The 14648-nt window shown below is 60.7% G+C and carries 14 protein-coding genes; 12 read left to right on the top strand and 2 right to left on the bottom strand.

Annotated features, from left to right (window positions below; all coding sequences use genetic code 11):
* The first annotated feature begins 219 nt into the window (after positions 1–219).
* Both ACMGF9_RS04600 and ACMGF9_RS04595 read left to right on the top strand, forming a co-directional pair.
* Positions 220–1812 carry an ATP-binding protein gene (locus ACMGF9_RS04600; protein ID WP_414160558.1) on the top strand — a complete coding sequence of 531 codons (1593 nt, stop codon included), beginning with the start codon at positions 220–222 and terminating at the stop codon, positions 1810–1812.
* A 32-nt stretch (positions 1813–1844) separates the two neighbouring features.
* Entirely contained in the window at positions 1845–2531 is a 687-nt protein-coding gene (locus tag ACMGF9_RS04595; protein ID WP_004928904.1) for a response regulator, read from the top strand.
* Positions 2532–2553: 22 nt separating this feature from the next.
* On the opposite strand, the gene ACMGF9_RS04590 is transcribed toward ACMGF9_RS04595, so the two are convergent.
* On the bottom strand, positions 2554–2811 hold the full coding sequence (locus ACMGF9_RS04590; protein WP_135638569.1) for a hypothetical protein: 258 nt from the start codon (positions 2809–2811) through the stop codon (positions 2554–2556).
* Between the two features lie 126 nt (positions 2812–2937).
* Here ACMGF9_RS04590 and proV point away from each other — a divergent pair, with 126 nt between their 5' ends.
* The 3 genes from proV to proX all read left to right on the top strand — a co-directional run bounded on the left by proV (position 2938) and on the right by proX (position 6310).
* Positions 2938–4140, top strand: a complete 1203-nt coding sequence (gene proV, locus ACMGF9_RS04585) for a glycine betaine/L-proline ABC transporter ATP-binding protein ProV (RefSeq protein ID WP_004928900.1) — start codon at positions 2938–2940, stop codon at positions 4138–4140.
* Complete coding sequence (gene proW, locus ACMGF9_RS04580) at positions 4133–5239, top strand: glycine betaine/L-proline ABC transporter permease ProW (protein WP_004928897.1); 1107 nt, start codon at positions 4133–4135, stop codon at positions 5237–5239. Before proV ends, proW begins: the two co-directional genes overlap by 8 nt.
* A gap of 69 nt (positions 5240–5308) precedes the next feature.
* The gene (proX, locus tag ACMGF9_RS04575; RefSeq protein ID WP_322192611.1) at positions 5309–6310 is read left to right on the top strand and encodes a glycine betaine/L-proline ABC transporter substrate-binding protein ProX; all 1002 of its coding nucleotides are present in this window, start codon (positions 5309–5311) and stop codon (positions 6308–6310) included.
* A gap of 30 nt (positions 6311–6340) precedes the next feature.
* Here proX and ACMGF9_RS04570 read toward each other — a convergent pair whose 3' ends face one another.
* Positions 6341–7219, bottom strand: a complete 879-nt coding sequence (locus tag ACMGF9_RS04570; RefSeq protein ID WP_004928891.1) for a LysR family transcriptional regulator — start codon at positions 7217–7219, stop codon at positions 6341–6343.
* Between the two features lie 105 nt (positions 7220–7324).
* On the opposite strand from ACMGF9_RS04570, the gene ACMGF9_RS04565 reads away from it, so the two are divergent.
* The 7 genes from ACMGF9_RS04565 to emrB all read left to right on the top strand — a co-directional run bounded on the left by ACMGF9_RS04565 (position 7325) and on the right by emrB (position 14642).
* Positions 7325–8524, top strand: a complete 1200-nt coding sequence (locus ACMGF9_RS04565) for an MFS transporter (protein ID WP_021504985.1) — start codon at positions 7325–7327, stop codon at positions 8522–8524.
* A 121-nt stretch (positions 8525–8645) separates the two neighbouring features.
* Positions 8646–9392 carry an AzlC family ABC transporter permease gene (locus ACMGF9_RS04560; protein WP_004928884.1) on the top strand — a complete coding sequence of 249 codons (747 nt, stop codon included), beginning with the start codon at positions 8646–8648 and terminating at the stop codon, positions 9390–9392.
* Entirely contained in the window at positions 9382–9729 is a 348-nt protein-coding gene (gene ygaH / locus ACMGF9_RS04555) for an L-valine transporter subunit YgaH (RefSeq protein WP_004928882.1), read from the top strand. The genes ACMGF9_RS04560 and ygaH overlap by 11 nt, the downstream gene beginning before the upstream one ends.
* A 162-nt stretch (positions 9730–9891) precedes the next feature.
* Positions 9892–10410, top strand: a complete 519-nt coding sequence (mprA, locus tag ACMGF9_RS04550) for a transcriptional repressor MprA (protein WP_004928879.1) — start codon at positions 9892–9894, stop codon at positions 10408–10410.
* Positions 10411–10438: 28 nt separating this feature from the next.
* Positions 10439–11890 carry an efflux transporter outer membrane subunit gene (locus ACMGF9_RS04545; protein ID WP_274872324.1) on the top strand — a complete coding sequence of 484 codons (1452 nt, stop codon included), beginning with the start codon at positions 10439–10441 and terminating at the stop codon, positions 11888–11890.
* A 23-nt stretch (positions 11891–11913) separates the two neighbouring features.
* Complete coding sequence (emrA, locus tag ACMGF9_RS04540; protein WP_015378875.1) at positions 11914–13086, top strand: multidrug efflux MFS transporter periplasmic adaptor subunit EmrA; 1173 nt, start codon at positions 11914–11916, stop codon at positions 13084–13086.
* Between the two features lie 14 nt (positions 13087–13100).
* A complete protein-coding gene (gene emrB, locus ACMGF9_RS04535; protein WP_161800767.1) occupies positions 13101–14642 on the top strand; it encodes a multidrug efflux MFS transporter permease subunit EmrB in 1542 nt (513 codons plus the stop codon).
* Positions 14643–14648: the final 6 nt, after the last annotated feature.

The following is a 14648-nucleotide window of genomic DNA, read 5'->3' as shown; positions in this document are numbered from 1 at the left end:
TATGGGGTTAATTAAGATTATGTAAAAACCGGCGTGGTTTTAATGGTGTTAATACCGTTTTTATTTTAAAGCTTATCAATTTTATCGCAGGCGAACAATTCTCGTCCGGTTCACTCTAATCCCGTGTGAAGGATCACAAGTTGATCGGGCGCAATATTACAGACCCCGCTTCTCGTGATAGGGTAAGGCTTCAGGATCTCTTTACGGTGAAGCTCCGCCATGCGCCTCAAACTCTCATTTCAAATCAAGCTGTTTCTGTGCCTGGTGGCCTTCTCCTGCCTGCTGCTGACCTGTATCGGCGCCTACACCTATTACCAGTTGGATGCGCAGCTGCACCGCGATCTCGGCGCCCGCGCCCAGGTGCAGGCGCGGGAAATCGCCCTCATTCCTTCGCTGGTGGACGCAGTGGAAAAACACGACGCCGCCAGAATTGCCGCGCTGATGAAAAAAATCCGCGCCAGCAGTGACGCCAGTTATATCGTCATCGGCGATAATCACGCCCGCCATCTTTATCATTCCGAATACGAAGGCCGCCTGGGTACGCCGATGATCGGCGGCGATAATAAAGAGGTGCTGGAAGGGAAAAGCATTATTTCCATTCGCAAGGGCGGCATTGGTGTTTCATTGCGCAGCAAGGCGCCGATCCTGGATGAAAATAATCACGTGATCGGCATCGTTTCCGTCGGCTATTTGAAATCGCATATCGATAATTTAAATGCCAGGACGTTGACGCAAATTATCGGCTCCATCGTCCTGCTGCTGATCGCCCTGTTCGTCTTTTCCTGGCTGCTGTCGAAAAACCTCAAGCGCCAGATGTTCTGGCTGGAGCCGAAAGAGATCGCGCTGCTGGTGCGCCAGCAAAAAGCGCTGCTGGAAGCCATTTATGAGGGCGTGATCGCCATCGATCCACAGCTGCGGATCATCACCATCAACCATGCGGCGCGCGAGCTATTGGATCTGCACCAGCCCGCCGCCAGTTTGCTGGGCCGGCCGATCGGCGAGGTGATCCAGGCGCAGCCGGACTTCTTCGCCGCCGCGCAACTGGGCCAGGATACGCACGACGAGGTGTGCCGCTTCAACCACGTTCGGGTGATCGCCAGCCGGGTGCGCATCATGCAGGAGCAGGAGCTGCAAGGCTGGGTGATCAGCTTCCGCGACAAAAACGACATCAATACCCTGAGCAGCCAGCTCAGCCAGGTGAAACGCTATGCCGACAACCTGCGCATCATGCGCCACGAGCAGCTGAACTGGACCGCCACGTTGGCCGGGCTGTTGCATATGCAGCGCTACGACGAGGCCATTCGCTATGTGGAAGCCCAATCCGAGGGCGCGCAGGAGATCCTCGATTTCATCTCGCAGCGCTTCAGTTCGGCGGCGCTGTGCGGCCTGCTGCTGGGCAAATATTCCAGCGCCAGAGAAAAAGGCATCGAGCTGCGCTTCGATCCGGCCTGCCAACTGCGGCAAATCCCGGCGGCGCTGAATGAGACCGAACTGATGTCGATCGTCGGCAACCTGCTGGATAATGCGGTGGAAGCGACGCTGCACTGCCCGACTCCGCACGACGCGATCGAACTCTATATCAGCGATGGCAGCGACGAGCTGGTGATCGAGGTGGCGGATCGCGGCACCGGCATCGCCGAGGAGATTCGTGATACGCTGTTTGAACAGGGCGTCACCACCAAAGCGGATAAAAGCGACCACGGCATTGGCCTGCATCTGGTCGCCAGCCATGTGGCGCAGGCGCACGGCAGCATAGAAGTGTCGGACAACGAGCCGCACGGCGCGATATTCTCTATATTTATCCCTAAATAAAACCCATAACCCGATTTTTTGAGCACCCGATTATGTCACACCTAGCACTGGACGTTCTGATCGTGGAAGACGAGCCGCAACTGGCGACGCTGCACGCGGAGTTCATCGAGAAAAATTTCAACCTGCGGGTGGTGGCTTACGCCGCCACGCTGGCCGAAGCGCGGGCCAAAGCCAACGAGCATCAGCCTCGGCTAATCCTGCTGGATAACTTCCTGCCGGACGGCCAGGGCATCGAGTTGATGGAAGAACCGGCGGTGAAGAATCCCGCCTGTTCGGTGATCTTCATCACCGCCGCCAGCGACATGCATACCTGCAGCCAGGCGATCCGCAACGGCGCCTTCGATTACATCATCAAACCGGTGTCCTACAAGCGGCTGCGCAATTCGCTCGAACGCTTCATGCAGTTCGTGCAGACCCAGCGCACCTTCAAGATCATCGATCAGGACAACGTCGATGCGCTGTATAACCTGCAGTCGAAACAGTTCTCCAGCGAGCCGAGCGCCAAAGGCATCGAAACCAACACGCTGGAGCTGGTGCAGGCGCTGTTTATCGCCCAGCCGGCGGTGGCGCATGCGGTGGAAGACGTGGTTGAGCAAGTCGGCATCAGCAAGACCACCGCTCGCCGGTATCTGGAATATTGCGTCGCCACCCAGTTCGTGCGGGTGGAGATGCTGTACGGCAATATCGGCCATCCGCGGCGGCTGTATCGCAAGGCCTGAGGCTGCCATCTGGCTGTCATACTCAGGCGATAACATGACGCTCGACGATATCCCCCTCGATATCGGCACCTGTCGTTAAAACTGATGAAATACTGATGACTTTTGCCCGGCCTCTGGTCGGGTTTTTTATTATCCGAACGGCAGGCGCGGCGCCAAAATATCTCTCTGCGCCACACCGTATTATTTTCCAAAAAACCAAACCATTATGCCGAATAATGGCCGTCAATTTTGAGTCACGGGCCAAATTACCATAACTAATTAAAACCTTGATGTAAACCACTAATATCCCATTTAAATGACATTGAGGGTTGTCTCAGATATTCACTGTGTTAGGGTAAAAAGCTCTTTTATTTTGCTAAGGACAGCCCATAACGCGTTAATTAAACCAGAGGAAACAGCAAATTGCATGGCAATTAAACTCGAAGTAAAGAACCTGTATAAGATATTTGGCGAACACCCGGAACGCGCATTCAAACTGCTGGATAAAGGTCTGACAAAAGATCGGCTGTTTGAAAAAACCGGCTTATCGCTCGGCGTAAAAGACGCCACTCTGGCCATTGAAGAAGGCGAGATATTTGTCATCATGGGGCTCTCCGGTTCCGGCAAGTCCACCCTGGTACGCCTTCTCAATCGTCTGATAGAACCCACTCGCGGTCAGGTGCTGATCGACGGTGAGGACATCGCCAAAATATCTGACACCGCACTGCGCACCGTGCGGCGAAATAAGATCAGCATGGTATTCCAGTCATTCGCGCTAATGCCGCACATGAATGTGCTGAATAACACCGCTTTCGGTATGGAGTTAGCCGGCATACCGCTGCAGGAGCGCCAGGAAAAAGCGCTGGATGCCCTGCGTCAGGTCGGGCTGGAGAATTATGCGCTGTCTTATCCGGATGAATTATCCGGCGGTATGCGCCAGCGCGTGGGATTAGCCCGCGCCCTGGCCAATAACCCGGATATATTATTGATGGACGAAGCCTTCTCGGCGCTCGATCCGTTAATTCGTACCGAAATGCAGGATGAGCTGGTGAAATTACAGGCTCAGCATCAGCGCACCATCGTGTTTATTTCCCACGATCTGGACGAAGCGATGCGCATTGGCGATCGCATCGCCATCATGCAGGGCGGTGAGGTGATCCAGGTCGGCACGCCGGACGAGATCCTGAACAACCCGGCCAACGACTATGTGCGCACCTTCTTCCGCGGCGTGGACATCAGTCATGTATTCAGCGCCAAGGATATCGCCCAACGGCGCCCGGTGACGCTGATCCGCAAAACCCCCGGTTTTGGCCCCCGCTCGGCGCTGCAGCTGCTGCGCGATGAGGACCGTGATTATGGTTATGTTGTTGAACGCGGGAAGAAATTTATCGGCGTGGTGTCGATAGAGTCGTTGAAAAAGGCGCTGTCCGCCAATCAAACGCTGGACGATGCCCTGCTCGAGGCCCCCGCCGCCGTGCCGGCCGACACGCCGCTCAGCGATCTGATTTCCCTGGTCGCCCAGGCGCCGTGCGCGGTGCCGGTGGTGGGCGAAGAACATAACTATCTCGGCATCATCTCCAAGGCCATGCTGCTGCAGGCGTTGGACAAGGAGGGCTCAACCAATGAGTGATACCACGCAAACCCAAGATCCCTGGGCTACCGCACCGGCCGATACCGGCGCCGCACCTGCCAGCGATGCCGCCGCCAACGCCGGTGACGCCTGGTCCAGCGCGCCGCCGCCGGCCGCACATGACGCCGCCGGGCAAAGCGCCGATTGGCTCAGCGGCGCCCCGGCGCAGCCGGAGCACTTCAGCCTGCTCGATCCGTTCCACAAAGCCTGGGTGCCGTTCGACACCTGGGTCACGCAAGGCATCGACTGGCTGGTGCTGCACTTCCGCCCGCTGTTCCAGGGCATCCGCGTGCCGGTGGACATGATCCTGAGCGGCTTCCAACAACTGCTGCTGGGCATGCCGGCGCCGATCGCCATTCTGGTGTTCTCGCTGCTCGCCTGGCAGGTCTCGGGCCTCGGCATGGGCGCCGCGACGCTGCTCTCCCTGATCGCCATCGGTGCCATCGGCGCCTGGTCGCAGGCGATGGTCACGCTGGCGCTGGTGCTGACTGCGCTGTTCTTCTGCATCCTTATCGGCCTGCCGCTCGGCATCTGGCTGGCGCGCAGCAAGCATGCCGCCAAGGTGATTAGGCCGCTGCTCGACGCCATGCAAACCACTCCGGCCTTCGTCTATCTGGTGCCGATCGTCATGCTGTTCGGCATCGGCAACGTGCCAGGCGTGGTGGTAACCATCATCTTCGCGCTGCCGCCGATCGTGCGTCTGACCATTCTCGGCATCAAGCAGGTGCCGGAGGATCTGATCGAGGCCGCCGAATCCTTTGGCGCCAGCCCGCGCCAGCTGCTGTTCAAGGTGCAGCTGCCGCTGGCGATGCCGACCATCATGGCCGGCGTTAACCAGACGCTGATGTTGGCGCTGTCGATGGTGGTCATCGCCTCGATGATCGCCGTCGGCGGCCTGGGACAGATGGTGCTGCGCGGCATCGGTCGGCTGGACATGGGCCTGGCCGCCGTCGGCGGGGTCGGCATCGTGATCCTGGCGATCATTCTCGATCGCCTCACCCAATCGCTGGGGCGCGATCGCCGCAGTAAAGGCATCGGTCGCTGGTATCGCCGCGGCCCCATCGGGTTACTGACTCGCCCGTTCATCAAGCAAGCCTGACGCTTTTCCCGCCGGCGGCTGCGGCCCCGGCGGGCTATGACACCACCACATCGAAAGAGGGGAAACACTATGCGCACCACGGGCATCTGGGCTCTCGCCCTGACGACGCTGATTGGCTCACAGAGCGTGAGCGCGGCAGATTTACCCGGCAAGGGGATCGCGGTACAGCCGGTGCAAAGCACCATTTCCGAAGAGACTTTCCAGACGCTGCTGGTCAGCAAGGCGCTGGAAAAATTGGGTTACGACGTGAAAGAACCGCGTGAAGTGGATTACAACGTCGCCTACACTTCGATCGCCTCCGGTGACGCGACCTTTATCGCGGTCAACTGGGATCCGCTGCACGCCGATCAGTACAAGGCCGCCGGCGGCGACGCCAAGTTCTACCGCGAAGGCGTCTACGTCAACGGCGCCGCGCAGGGCTACCTGATCGACAAGAAAACCGCCGAGCAATACCACATCACCAACGTCGAGCAGCTCAAGGATCCCAAGATCGCCAAGCTGTTCGACACCAACGGCGACGGCAAGGCCGATCTGACCGGCTGCACCCCGGGCTGGGGCTGCGAAGCGGTGATCAACCACCACATCAAGGCCTATGGCCTGAGCAACACCGTCGAGCACAATCAGGGCAACTACGCGGCGATGATCGCCGACACCATCACCCGCTACAAAGAGGGTAAACCGGTGCTGTATTACACCTGGACGCCGTACTGGGTCAGCGATGTGATGGTGCCGGGCCGCGACGTGGTCTGGCTGCAGGTGCCGTTTTCCTCCCTGCCGGGCGAGCAGAAAAACGTTGACACCAAACTGCCTAACGGCGCCAACTACGGCTTCCCGGTCAACACCATGCGCATCGCCGCCAACAAGCAGTGGGCCGCAGCCAATCCGGCGGCCGCCAAGCTGTTCGCCATCATGAAGCTGCCGATCGCCGACATCAACGCGCAAAACCTGCGCATGCATGAAGGCCAGGCTTCGGAAGCCGATATCCAGAACCACATTAACGGCTGGATCAAGGCTCATCAGGCCACCTTCGACGGCTGGGTGAAAACCGCCGCCGCAGCGGCGAAGCCGTAACCGTTCAGGGGCGCCGCCTTTGCCGCGCCCCTACCCCGCCATATCGATGCCGCTGAACTGTAAAAAACGTGCGGCGGCGTTCGACAAGGGCTGCGGCCAAATGCAATACACCTGGCGCCGCGGCCCGTCTTCAATCGGAATCGACACCAACGCGCTTAAGCGTTGCGCGGTCGAGACAGGTACGATACCCGCCGCCAACCCGCGCCGCACCAGATTCTCCAGCCATTCGATATGATCGATCTCAAAACTGACGTGCCGGCGGATGCCCGCCGCCAGGAAGGCGCGATCGGTTTGGCGCCGCGCGCCGGTGCCGCTGTAGAAATCCACCAGCGGCACTTCCGCCAGCGCTTGCAGGTTGACCCGCTCGCGGTTGGCCAGCGGGTGCTGCGGTGCCACCAACGCCACCAGCGGCTCATCGGTCAACTGCCGGTGCGACATCGGCAGTAAATCGACATCGCCGGGCCAGATGCCGACAAACGCCATATCACACTTCTGCTGACGCACGTCCTCCAACAGGGCTTCGCTCATGCCAACGTAAAGGCGGATGTTCACCGCCGGATAGTGGCGATGAAACTTGTCGAGCTTTTCGGTCAGATCAATCGCGTTTATGGTTGAAATCGTGCCGATGGTCAGGGTGCCGGACACCGCATCGCCGGCGGCGGTCACCTCTTCCACCAGCGCCTGCTGCGCCGCCAACAGCCGCTGCGCCGACGGAATGAAAGCCTGGCCGGCGGGGGTCAATCGCACCCGGCGCGAGGTGCGTTCAAACAGCGTACAGCCCAGCTCTTCTTCCAGTTTGGCGATCTGGTGGCTGAGCGCCGACTGCACCGTATGGCAGCGCTGCGCCGCCCGGGTGAAACTCTGTTCTTCCGCCACCGCCAGCGCATAGCGGATCTGTTTCAGGTTCATGGCATCTATCTTGAAATGAGATAAATCAAATGAAAATTATACATTGGTTTCCGCAGACGCGTTGCCGGATACTGCGCGCTATCTTCTTCCCGTGATGAAAAAATCATGACCCCAAAAAACGCCCATCCGGGCCTCAGCCCGGCGCTGACCGTGCTGATCGCCATCGCCACCGGCCTGGCGGTCGCCAGCAACTATTACGCGCAACCGCTGCTGGAAACCATCGCCACCAGTTTCAACCTGTCGGTCAACCAGGCCGGCTTTATCGTCACCGCCGCGCAGCTCGGTTACGCCACCGGCCTGCTGCTGCTGGTGCCGCTCGGTGATATGTTCGAGCGCCGCGGGCTGATCGTTTTCATGACGCTGCTGGCCGCCGGCGGCATGCTGATCACCGCCACCTCCGCCACGCTGCCGATGATGATCCTCGGCACCGCGCTCACCGGGCTGTTCTCGGTAGTGGCGCAGATCCTGGTGCCGCTGGCCGCCACGCTGGCCCACCCGGAAAAGCGCGGCAAGACCGTCGGCATCATCATGAGCGGCCTGCTGCTCGGCATCCTGCTGGCACGCACCGTCGCGGGCGCACTGGCGTCGTTCGGCGGCTGGCGCACCATCTACTGGGCCGCCAGCGTGCTGATGATCCTGATGGCGCTGATCCTGTGGCGCGCGCTGCCGCGCTATAAGCAACACTCCGGGCTGAACTACCCGCAGCTGCTGGCCTCGATCTTCAGCCTGTTCTGCCGCACGCCGCTGCTGCGCACCCGCGCCATCCTCGGCGCCCTGTCGTTCGCCAACTTCAGCGTGCTCTGGACCTCAATGGCCTTTTTGCTCGCCGCGCCGCCGTTCAACTATTCCGAGGGGGTGATTGGGCTGTTCGGCCTGGTGGGCGCCGCCGGCGCGCTGGCCGCTTCGCGCGCCGGGCATCTGGCGGACAAAGGCAAGGCCGGGCTGACCACCACCGTCGGCCTGGTGTTGCTGCTGCTGTCCTGGATCCCTATCGCGTTCGCCAAACAATCGCTGTGGGCGCTGATCGCCGGCATCCTGATCCTCGATCTGGCGGTGCAGGCGGTACACGTCACCAACCAGAGCGTGATGTACCGCATCATGCCGGACGCGCGCAACCGCCTGACCGCCGGCTACATGACCAGCTACTTTATCGGCGGCGCGCTCGGTTCGCTGCTCTCCGCCTCGGCCTATCAACATGCCGGTTGGTACGGCGTGGCCGCCGCCGGCGGGGTGTTATGCCTGCTCAACCTGCTGACCTGGTGGCTCGGCAAGCACCACGATCCGCAGGGGCCGGCGGCAATCTGATTATCGTGCAAATAGTCACTAAAGAAATTTATTAGCGGTGCAGGGTATAAACATTACTTACTCTCTGGTAATGTTCTGGGCATAAACTATTGAAGTCCTATCTACCCTGCGATCCACAACCATGCAAAGCCAAGCTGCAGACAGCCTCAATCCGCCCGCCGTCAGCGCCACCTTCGCCAACGGCGTCGTCGACAGTTTGCCGATCGTCATCGGGTATGTCCCGGTGGCGTTCGCCTTCGGCCTCAGCGCCGTCAAACTGGGTTTTTCCCCGCTGGAAAGCATTTTCTTCTCCTGCATCATCTACGCCGGCGCCAGCCAGTTCGTGATCACCGCCCTGCTGAGCGCCGGGATGTCGCTGTGGGTCTCCGCATTGACGGTGATGGCGATGGACGTGCGCCACCTGCTGTACGGCCCGGCGCTGCGTCACCGCATCGTCTCGCGCATGTCGCCCGGCAAAACGGCGATATGGGCCTTTGGCCTGACCGATGAGGTCTTCGCCGCCGCCACCGCCAGGCTGATGCGCAATAACCGCAGCTGGAGCGAAAACTGGATGCTGGGCATCGCGCTCTGTTCCTGGCTCTCCTGGGTGGCCGGCACCGCGCTCGGCGCGCTGTTCGGCAACGGCCCGCTGGAGCAGTTCCCGGTGATCGAGGCCTCGCTGGCCTTCATGCTGCCGGCGCTGTTTCTCAGTTTCCTGCTGGCCGCCTTCCGCCGCCCGCAGAGCCTGACTATCGCCGCCGCGCTGGCCGGCGCGCTGCTCGGCGTGGTGCTGTTCTCCATTCCGGTCGCCATTTTGGCCGGCATCGGCGCCGGCTGCATTGCCGCCCTGTTCCAGCCAGCCCCGGCGGAGGCCAGCCATGAACATTGATGTGCTGGTGATTGGCCTGGTGGTGGGCTGCGCCAATTACCTGTTCCGTTATCTGCCGCTGCGGCTGGCGCCGGCGCGCGCCCAGCCCGGCCTCAAACGCGGTAAAGCCGCCCTGTTGCTCGACAGCATTGGCATCGCCTCGATCTGCGCCCTGCTGGTGGTCTCCAGCACGCCGGTGGTGATGCGCGAGCCGGACAAGCTGCTGCCGACGTTGGTGGGGTTCGCCGCGCTGGCACTGTGCTTCTACCGCAGCAAAAGCATCATTCTGTCGACGCTGCTCGGCGCAACGGCCTTCGGCGTCACATTAAAACTGTTAATGCTTTTCGGTGCAGGCTGACGCCGCTCCCGATCGTTTGGCTTCACATTGGCGTTTTCAGGCGCCACATCTTTACAAACACTGACAAATGACACGAATTGCTAAATTATCCGCACGGCTGAACATTTACATTATTTGTCACCGTCGTTACTATCTCGAACGAAATTAATGAGGCCCTAAATTATGGAAAGCTCGTTTGCCCCCATAGAACAAATGCTGAATTTCCGCGCCACGCGGCAGAAAGATTTCCCTTATCAGGAAATCCTGCTGACCCGCCTGTGCATGCACATGCAAGGCAAGCTGCTGGAAAACCGCAATAAGATGCTGAAAGCGCAGGGGATTAACGAAACACTGTTTATGGCGCTGATTACCCTGGATGCGCAGGAAAGCCACAGCATCCAACCTTCTGAGCTAAGCTCTGCCCTGGGCTCCTCGCGCACCAATGCAACCCGCATCGCCGACGAGCTGGAGAAGCGCGGCTGGATCGAACGCCGGGAAAGCGACAACGATCGCCGCTGCCTGCATCTGCATCTGACGCCGCAGGGGGAAGAATTTCTCAGTCAACTGCTGCCGCCGCAGCACCAATGTCTGCATTTCCTGTGGTCCACGCTGACCGACGATGAGCAAAAACAGCTGGAACAGCTGACGCGCAAATTGCTGGCACGTCTGGATCAAATGGAAATCACAGAACAGTTACCCTAATTCACAATTTCTGTTCAGGTACCTACTTATGCGATCCCCATTCAACTGGAGATTCACCCCGCTGTTCGCCGTGTTGCTGCTGGCCGGGTGTGCTTCGACCGATAATATTGCCCCGCAATCCACGCTGATGGATCCGCAGAGCCTGCAGTTGGCTCAGCCGAAAGTCAGTTCGCTGGCCGTCAGCCCGCAGTGGTGGCGCGCCCTCAAGGATCCGCAGCTGGACGCCTTGATGACGCAGACGCTGCAAAGTTCGCCGACCCTGCGTCAGGCCGCCGCCCGCGTGCGCGAAGCGCAGAGCGTGGTGGGCGAAGCCAGCGCCGCCAACGGGCCGAACCTGGATCTGAACGCCAGCACCCAGCGCCAGCGTGTGCCGCAGAACGTCAATATGGGGCTGGGGTATCCGCATAAGCCGATCTATTCAAGCTCCAACTCGCTGGGGTTGAACCTGGCGTACGAGTTCGACTGGTGGGGCAAATACCGCAACCAGGTGAACGCCGCCAAGGCGCAAGTGAACGCAGCGCGCGCCGAGCAGGAACAGGCGGCGTTGACGCTGACCAGCTCGGTGGCGTCCGCCTACTACCAGCTGCAGAGCAATCTGGCGCTCGAGAAGCTGCTGCAGCAGGAAGTGAACAACAACGAGCGCCTGACCGCGCTGCGCCAACAGCGCTATCAGGCCGGCCTGACCGGCGTCGATGTGCCGCAACAAACCCAGGCGCAGTCCGACGTCGCCAAGCAGCAGATCTTGCAGCTGCAGTCGCAAATCGAACAGCTCAGACACCAGCTCGCCGCGCTGGCGGGCCAGGGGCCGAACGCCATGCAGCACCTGCGTCAGGTGCCTTTGCCCGCAGACAACCTGATGGCGCCGCAGGGCGAGCTGACGGCGGATCTGCTGGGCAAACGCCCGGACATCGCCGCGCAACGCCAGCTGGTGGAGTCTTACAGCCAGCGCGTCAGCGCCGCGCGTAAAGAGTTTTACCCCAGCCTGACCATTTCAGCCTTCGCCGGCCTGATGACCACCAATACCAGTGGCACCAGCCCGAATCTGTTTGAAGCGGCCAGCCAGGCCTGGAACGTGATGCCGGCGATCTCGCTGCCGATCTTCCACGCCGGGGCCCTGCGCAGCAAGCTGGGCGAGGAATCCGCGCTGTATGACGAAGCGGTGGAATCCTACAACCAAACCATCCTGAATGCGGTACAGGAAACCGCCGACGCCATCACCATCCAGCAGAGTTCTGCGCAGCAGCAACTGCAGGCGGCGTCCGCGGCCCAGTCGATGCAACAGGTGTATCAGGTCGCCAACGCCCGTTACCAGGCAGGGATTATCGGGCGCGACGATCTGTTGACCAGCCAGACGCAGCTATTGCAGCAGCAACAGGCGGAGTTGAATGCCAGCAGCAATTTACTGCAGGCGAAGATAGGACTGATCCGCGCGTTGGGCGGTGGCTATCAGGCCCCGGCCGCAGCGGATTCGAAAGCATAATAATATAAGGCTTGGAGAACACCATGAGCGCAAGCGCGGAAACCCAAAACCCGCAGCAGCCGAGCGGCAAAAAGAAGCAGCGCAAATTTTGGCTGCTGTTGCTGACGGTTATTTTCATTGTTATAGGGGTGGCTTATTTAGTGTATTGGTTCCTGGTGCTGCGTCATCACCAGGAAACCGACGACGCCTACGTCTCCGGCAACCAGGTGCAGATCATGGCCCAGGTGTCCGGCAGCGTGAACAGCGTCAACTTCGACAACACCGACTACGTCAAGCAGGGCGACGTGCTGCTGACGCTCGATCCGACCGATGCCGAGCAGGCGTTTGAACGCGCCAAAACCGGCCTGGCCAACAGCGTGCGTCAGACCCACCAGCTGATCATCAACAGCAAGCAGTATCAGGCCAACATCGCCCTGCGCAAGACCGATCTGAGCAAGGCCGAGAACGATCTGAAACGCCGCGTGGTGCTGGGCAGCGTTGACGCCATCGGCCGCGAAGAGCTGCAACACGCTCGCGATGCGGTCGACAGCGCCAAAGCCGCGCTGGAAGTGGCGGTGCAGCAATACAACGCCAACCAGGCGATGGTGCTGAACACCCCGCTGGAACAGCAGCCGGCGATCCAGCAAGCCGCCGCGCAGATGCGCGACGCCTGGCTGGCGCTGCAGCGTACCAAAGTGATCAGCCCGATTACCGGCTATGTCTCGCGCCGCAGCGTGCAGGTCGGCGCGCAGATCGCCGCCGGTTCGCCGCTGATGGCGGTAGTGCCGGCCGATCACATCTGGGTTGACGCCAACTTCAAGGAAACGCAGATCGCCAATATGCGCATCGGCCAGCCGGCGACGGTGGTCAGCGACGTCTACGGCGACGACGTGGTGTATCAGGGCAAAGTGGCCGGTATCGACATGGGCACCGGCAGCGCCTTCTCGCTGCTGCCGGCGCAAAACGCCACCGGCAACTGGATCAAGGTGGTGCAACGCCTGCCGGTGCGTATTGAGCTCGACGCCAAGCAGGTGGCCGATCATCCGCTGCGCATCGGTCTTTCGACGCTGGTGACCGTCGACACCGCCAATTTGGACGGCCGCGTGCTGGCCGACGTGGTGCGCGACAAACCGCTGTATCAGAGCGACGCGCTGGCGTTGAATCTGGCGCCGGTTAACCAGCTGATCGCCGACGTGATCCATGCGAACGCCGGCTAAGCGCGCGGGAGGCCATCTTGCCACAGAAACCGCTTGAAGGTGCCCAGCTTGCCTGGATGACGGTCGCGCTCGCCATGGCGACCTTCATGCAGGTGCTGGACTCCACCATCGCCAACGTGGCGATCCCCACCATTTCCGGTAACCTCGGGTCTTCCAACTCGCAGGGCACCTGGGTGATCACCTCGTTCGGCGTGGCGAACGCCATCTCGATTCCGATCACCGGCTGGCTGGCGAAGCGTTTCGGCGAAGTGCGGCTGTTCCTTTGGTCCACCGCGCTGTTCGCCATCGCCTCCTGGCTGTGCGGCATCTCCAACAGCCTTGGCATGCTGATCTTCTTCCGCGTGATCCAGGGCGTGGTGGCCGGGCCACTGATCCCGCTGTCGCAGAGTTTGTTGTTGAACAACTACCCGCCCGCCAAGCGAGCGATGGCCCTGGCGCTGTGGTCGATGACCGTTATCGTCGCGCCAATCTTCGGGCCGATCCTCGGCGGCTACATCAGCGACAACTACCATTGGGGCTGGATCTTCTTCATCAACATCCCGATCGGCGTCTTCGTGATCGTGGCGGCGATGGCGACGTTGAAGGGGCGGGAAACCAAAACCGAGATCAAACCGATCGACACCGTCGGCCTGGTATTGCTGATCGTCGGCATCGGTTCTCTGCAGATCATGCTCGATCAGGGCAAGGAGCTGGACTGGTTCAACTCGACCGAGATCATCACGCTCACCGTCGTGGCGGTGGTGGCGCTGCTGTTCCTGGTGGTGTGGGAGCTGACGGACGACCATCCGGTGGTGGATCTGTCGCTGTTCAAGTCGCGCAACTTCACCATCGGCTGCCTGTGCATCAGTCTGGCGTACATGCTGTACTTCGGCGCCATCGTGCTGCTGCCGCAGCTGTTGCAAGAGGTGTACGGCTATACCGCCACCTGGGCGGGGCTGGCGTCGGCGCCGGTCGGGCTGATCCCAGTGTTGCTGTCGCCGATCATCGGCAAGTTCGGCAACCGGCTCGACATGCGCCGGCTGGTGACCTTCAGCTTCATCATGTATGCCGTGTGCTTCTACTGGCGCGCCTATACGTTTGAACCGGGCATGGACTTCGGCGCATCCGCCTGGCCACAGTTCGTTCAGGGCTTCGCCATCGCCTGCTTCTTCATGCCGTTGACCACCATCACGCTGTCCGGCCTACCGCCGGAACGCATGGCGGCGGCATCGAGCCTGTCGAACTTCACGCGAACGCTGGCGGGCTCGATCGGTACCTCGATCACCACCACCCTGTGGACGCAGCGCGAATCGCAGCACCATTCGCAACTGACGGAGTTCGTCAACCCGTACAACCCGCAGTCGCAGGAGATGTACCGGCAACTGGAGCAGCTCGGCATGAGCAAGCAGCAGGCGTCGGCGTATATCGCCAACGAGATCACCGCGCAGGGCCTGATCATCTCCGCCAACGAGATATTCTGGCTGTCGGCCGGGGTGTTCCTGGTGTTGCTGGTGCTGGTGTGGGTGGCGAAACCGCCATTCAGCTCCGGCGGCGGCGGGGGCGGCGGCGCTCACTAAGCTTCA

Source organism: Serratia sp. BNK-23 (genome assembly GCF_047456145.1).
GTDB lineage: Bacteria > Pseudomonadota > Gammaproteobacteria > Enterobacterales > Enterobacteriaceae > Serratia > Serratia nematodiphila.
Note: the sequence above shows the minus strand (reverse complement) of the source record. Positions and strands in the feature narration are given on the sequence as shown.

What these genes read in the sequence shown, in the direction of transcription:
- ACMGF9_RS04570 (WP_004928891.1), bottom strand. Translation starts at nt 7,219, where the DNA reads ATGAACCTGAAACAGATCCGCTATGCGCTGGCGGTGGCGGAAGAACAG.
- emrA (WP_015378875.1), top strand. Translation starts at nt 11,914, where the DNA reads ATGAGCGCAAGCGCGGAAACCCAAAACCCGCAGCAGCCGAGCGGCAAA.
- proX (WP_322192611.1), top strand. Translation starts at nt 5,309, where the DNA reads ATGCGCACCACGGGCATCTGGGCTCTCGCCCTGACGACGCTGATTGGC.
- ACMGF9_RS04595 (WP_004928904.1), top strand. Translation starts at nt 1,845, where the DNA reads ATGTCACACCTAGCACTGGACGTTCTGATCGTGGAAGACGAGCCGCAA.
- ACMGF9_RS04560 (WP_004928884.1), top strand. Translation starts at nt 8,646, where the DNA reads ATGCAAAGCCAAGCTGCAGACAGCCTCAATCCGCCCGCCGTCAGCGCC.
- proW (WP_004928897.1), top strand. Translation starts at nt 4,133, where the DNA reads ATGAGTGATACCACGCAAACCCAAGATCCCTGGGCTACCGCACCGGCC.
- mprA (WP_004928879.1), top strand. Translation starts at nt 9,892, where the DNA reads ATGGAAAGCTCGTTTGCCCCCATAGAACAAATGCTGAATTTCCGCGCC.
- ACMGF9_RS04565 (WP_021504985.1), top strand. Translation starts at nt 7,325, where the DNA reads ATGACCCCAAAAAACGCCCATCCGGGCCTCAGCCCGGCGCTGACCGTG.
- ACMGF9_RS04600 (WP_414160558.1), top strand. Translation starts at nt 220, where the DNA reads ATGCGCCTCAAACTCTCATTTCAAATCAAGCTGTTTCTGTGCCTGGTG.
- ygaH (WP_004928882.1), top strand. Translation starts at nt 9,382, where the DNA reads ATGAACATTGATGTGCTGGTGATTGGCCTGGTGGTGGGCTGCGCCAAT.
- proV (WP_004928900.1), top strand. Translation starts at nt 2,938, where the DNA reads ATGGCAATTAAACTCGAAGTAAAGAACCTGTATAAGATATTTGGCGAA.
- ACMGF9_RS04545 (WP_274872324.1), top strand. Translation starts at nt 10,439, where the DNA reads ATGCGATCCCCATTCAACTGGAGATTCACCCCGCTGTTCGCCGTGTTG.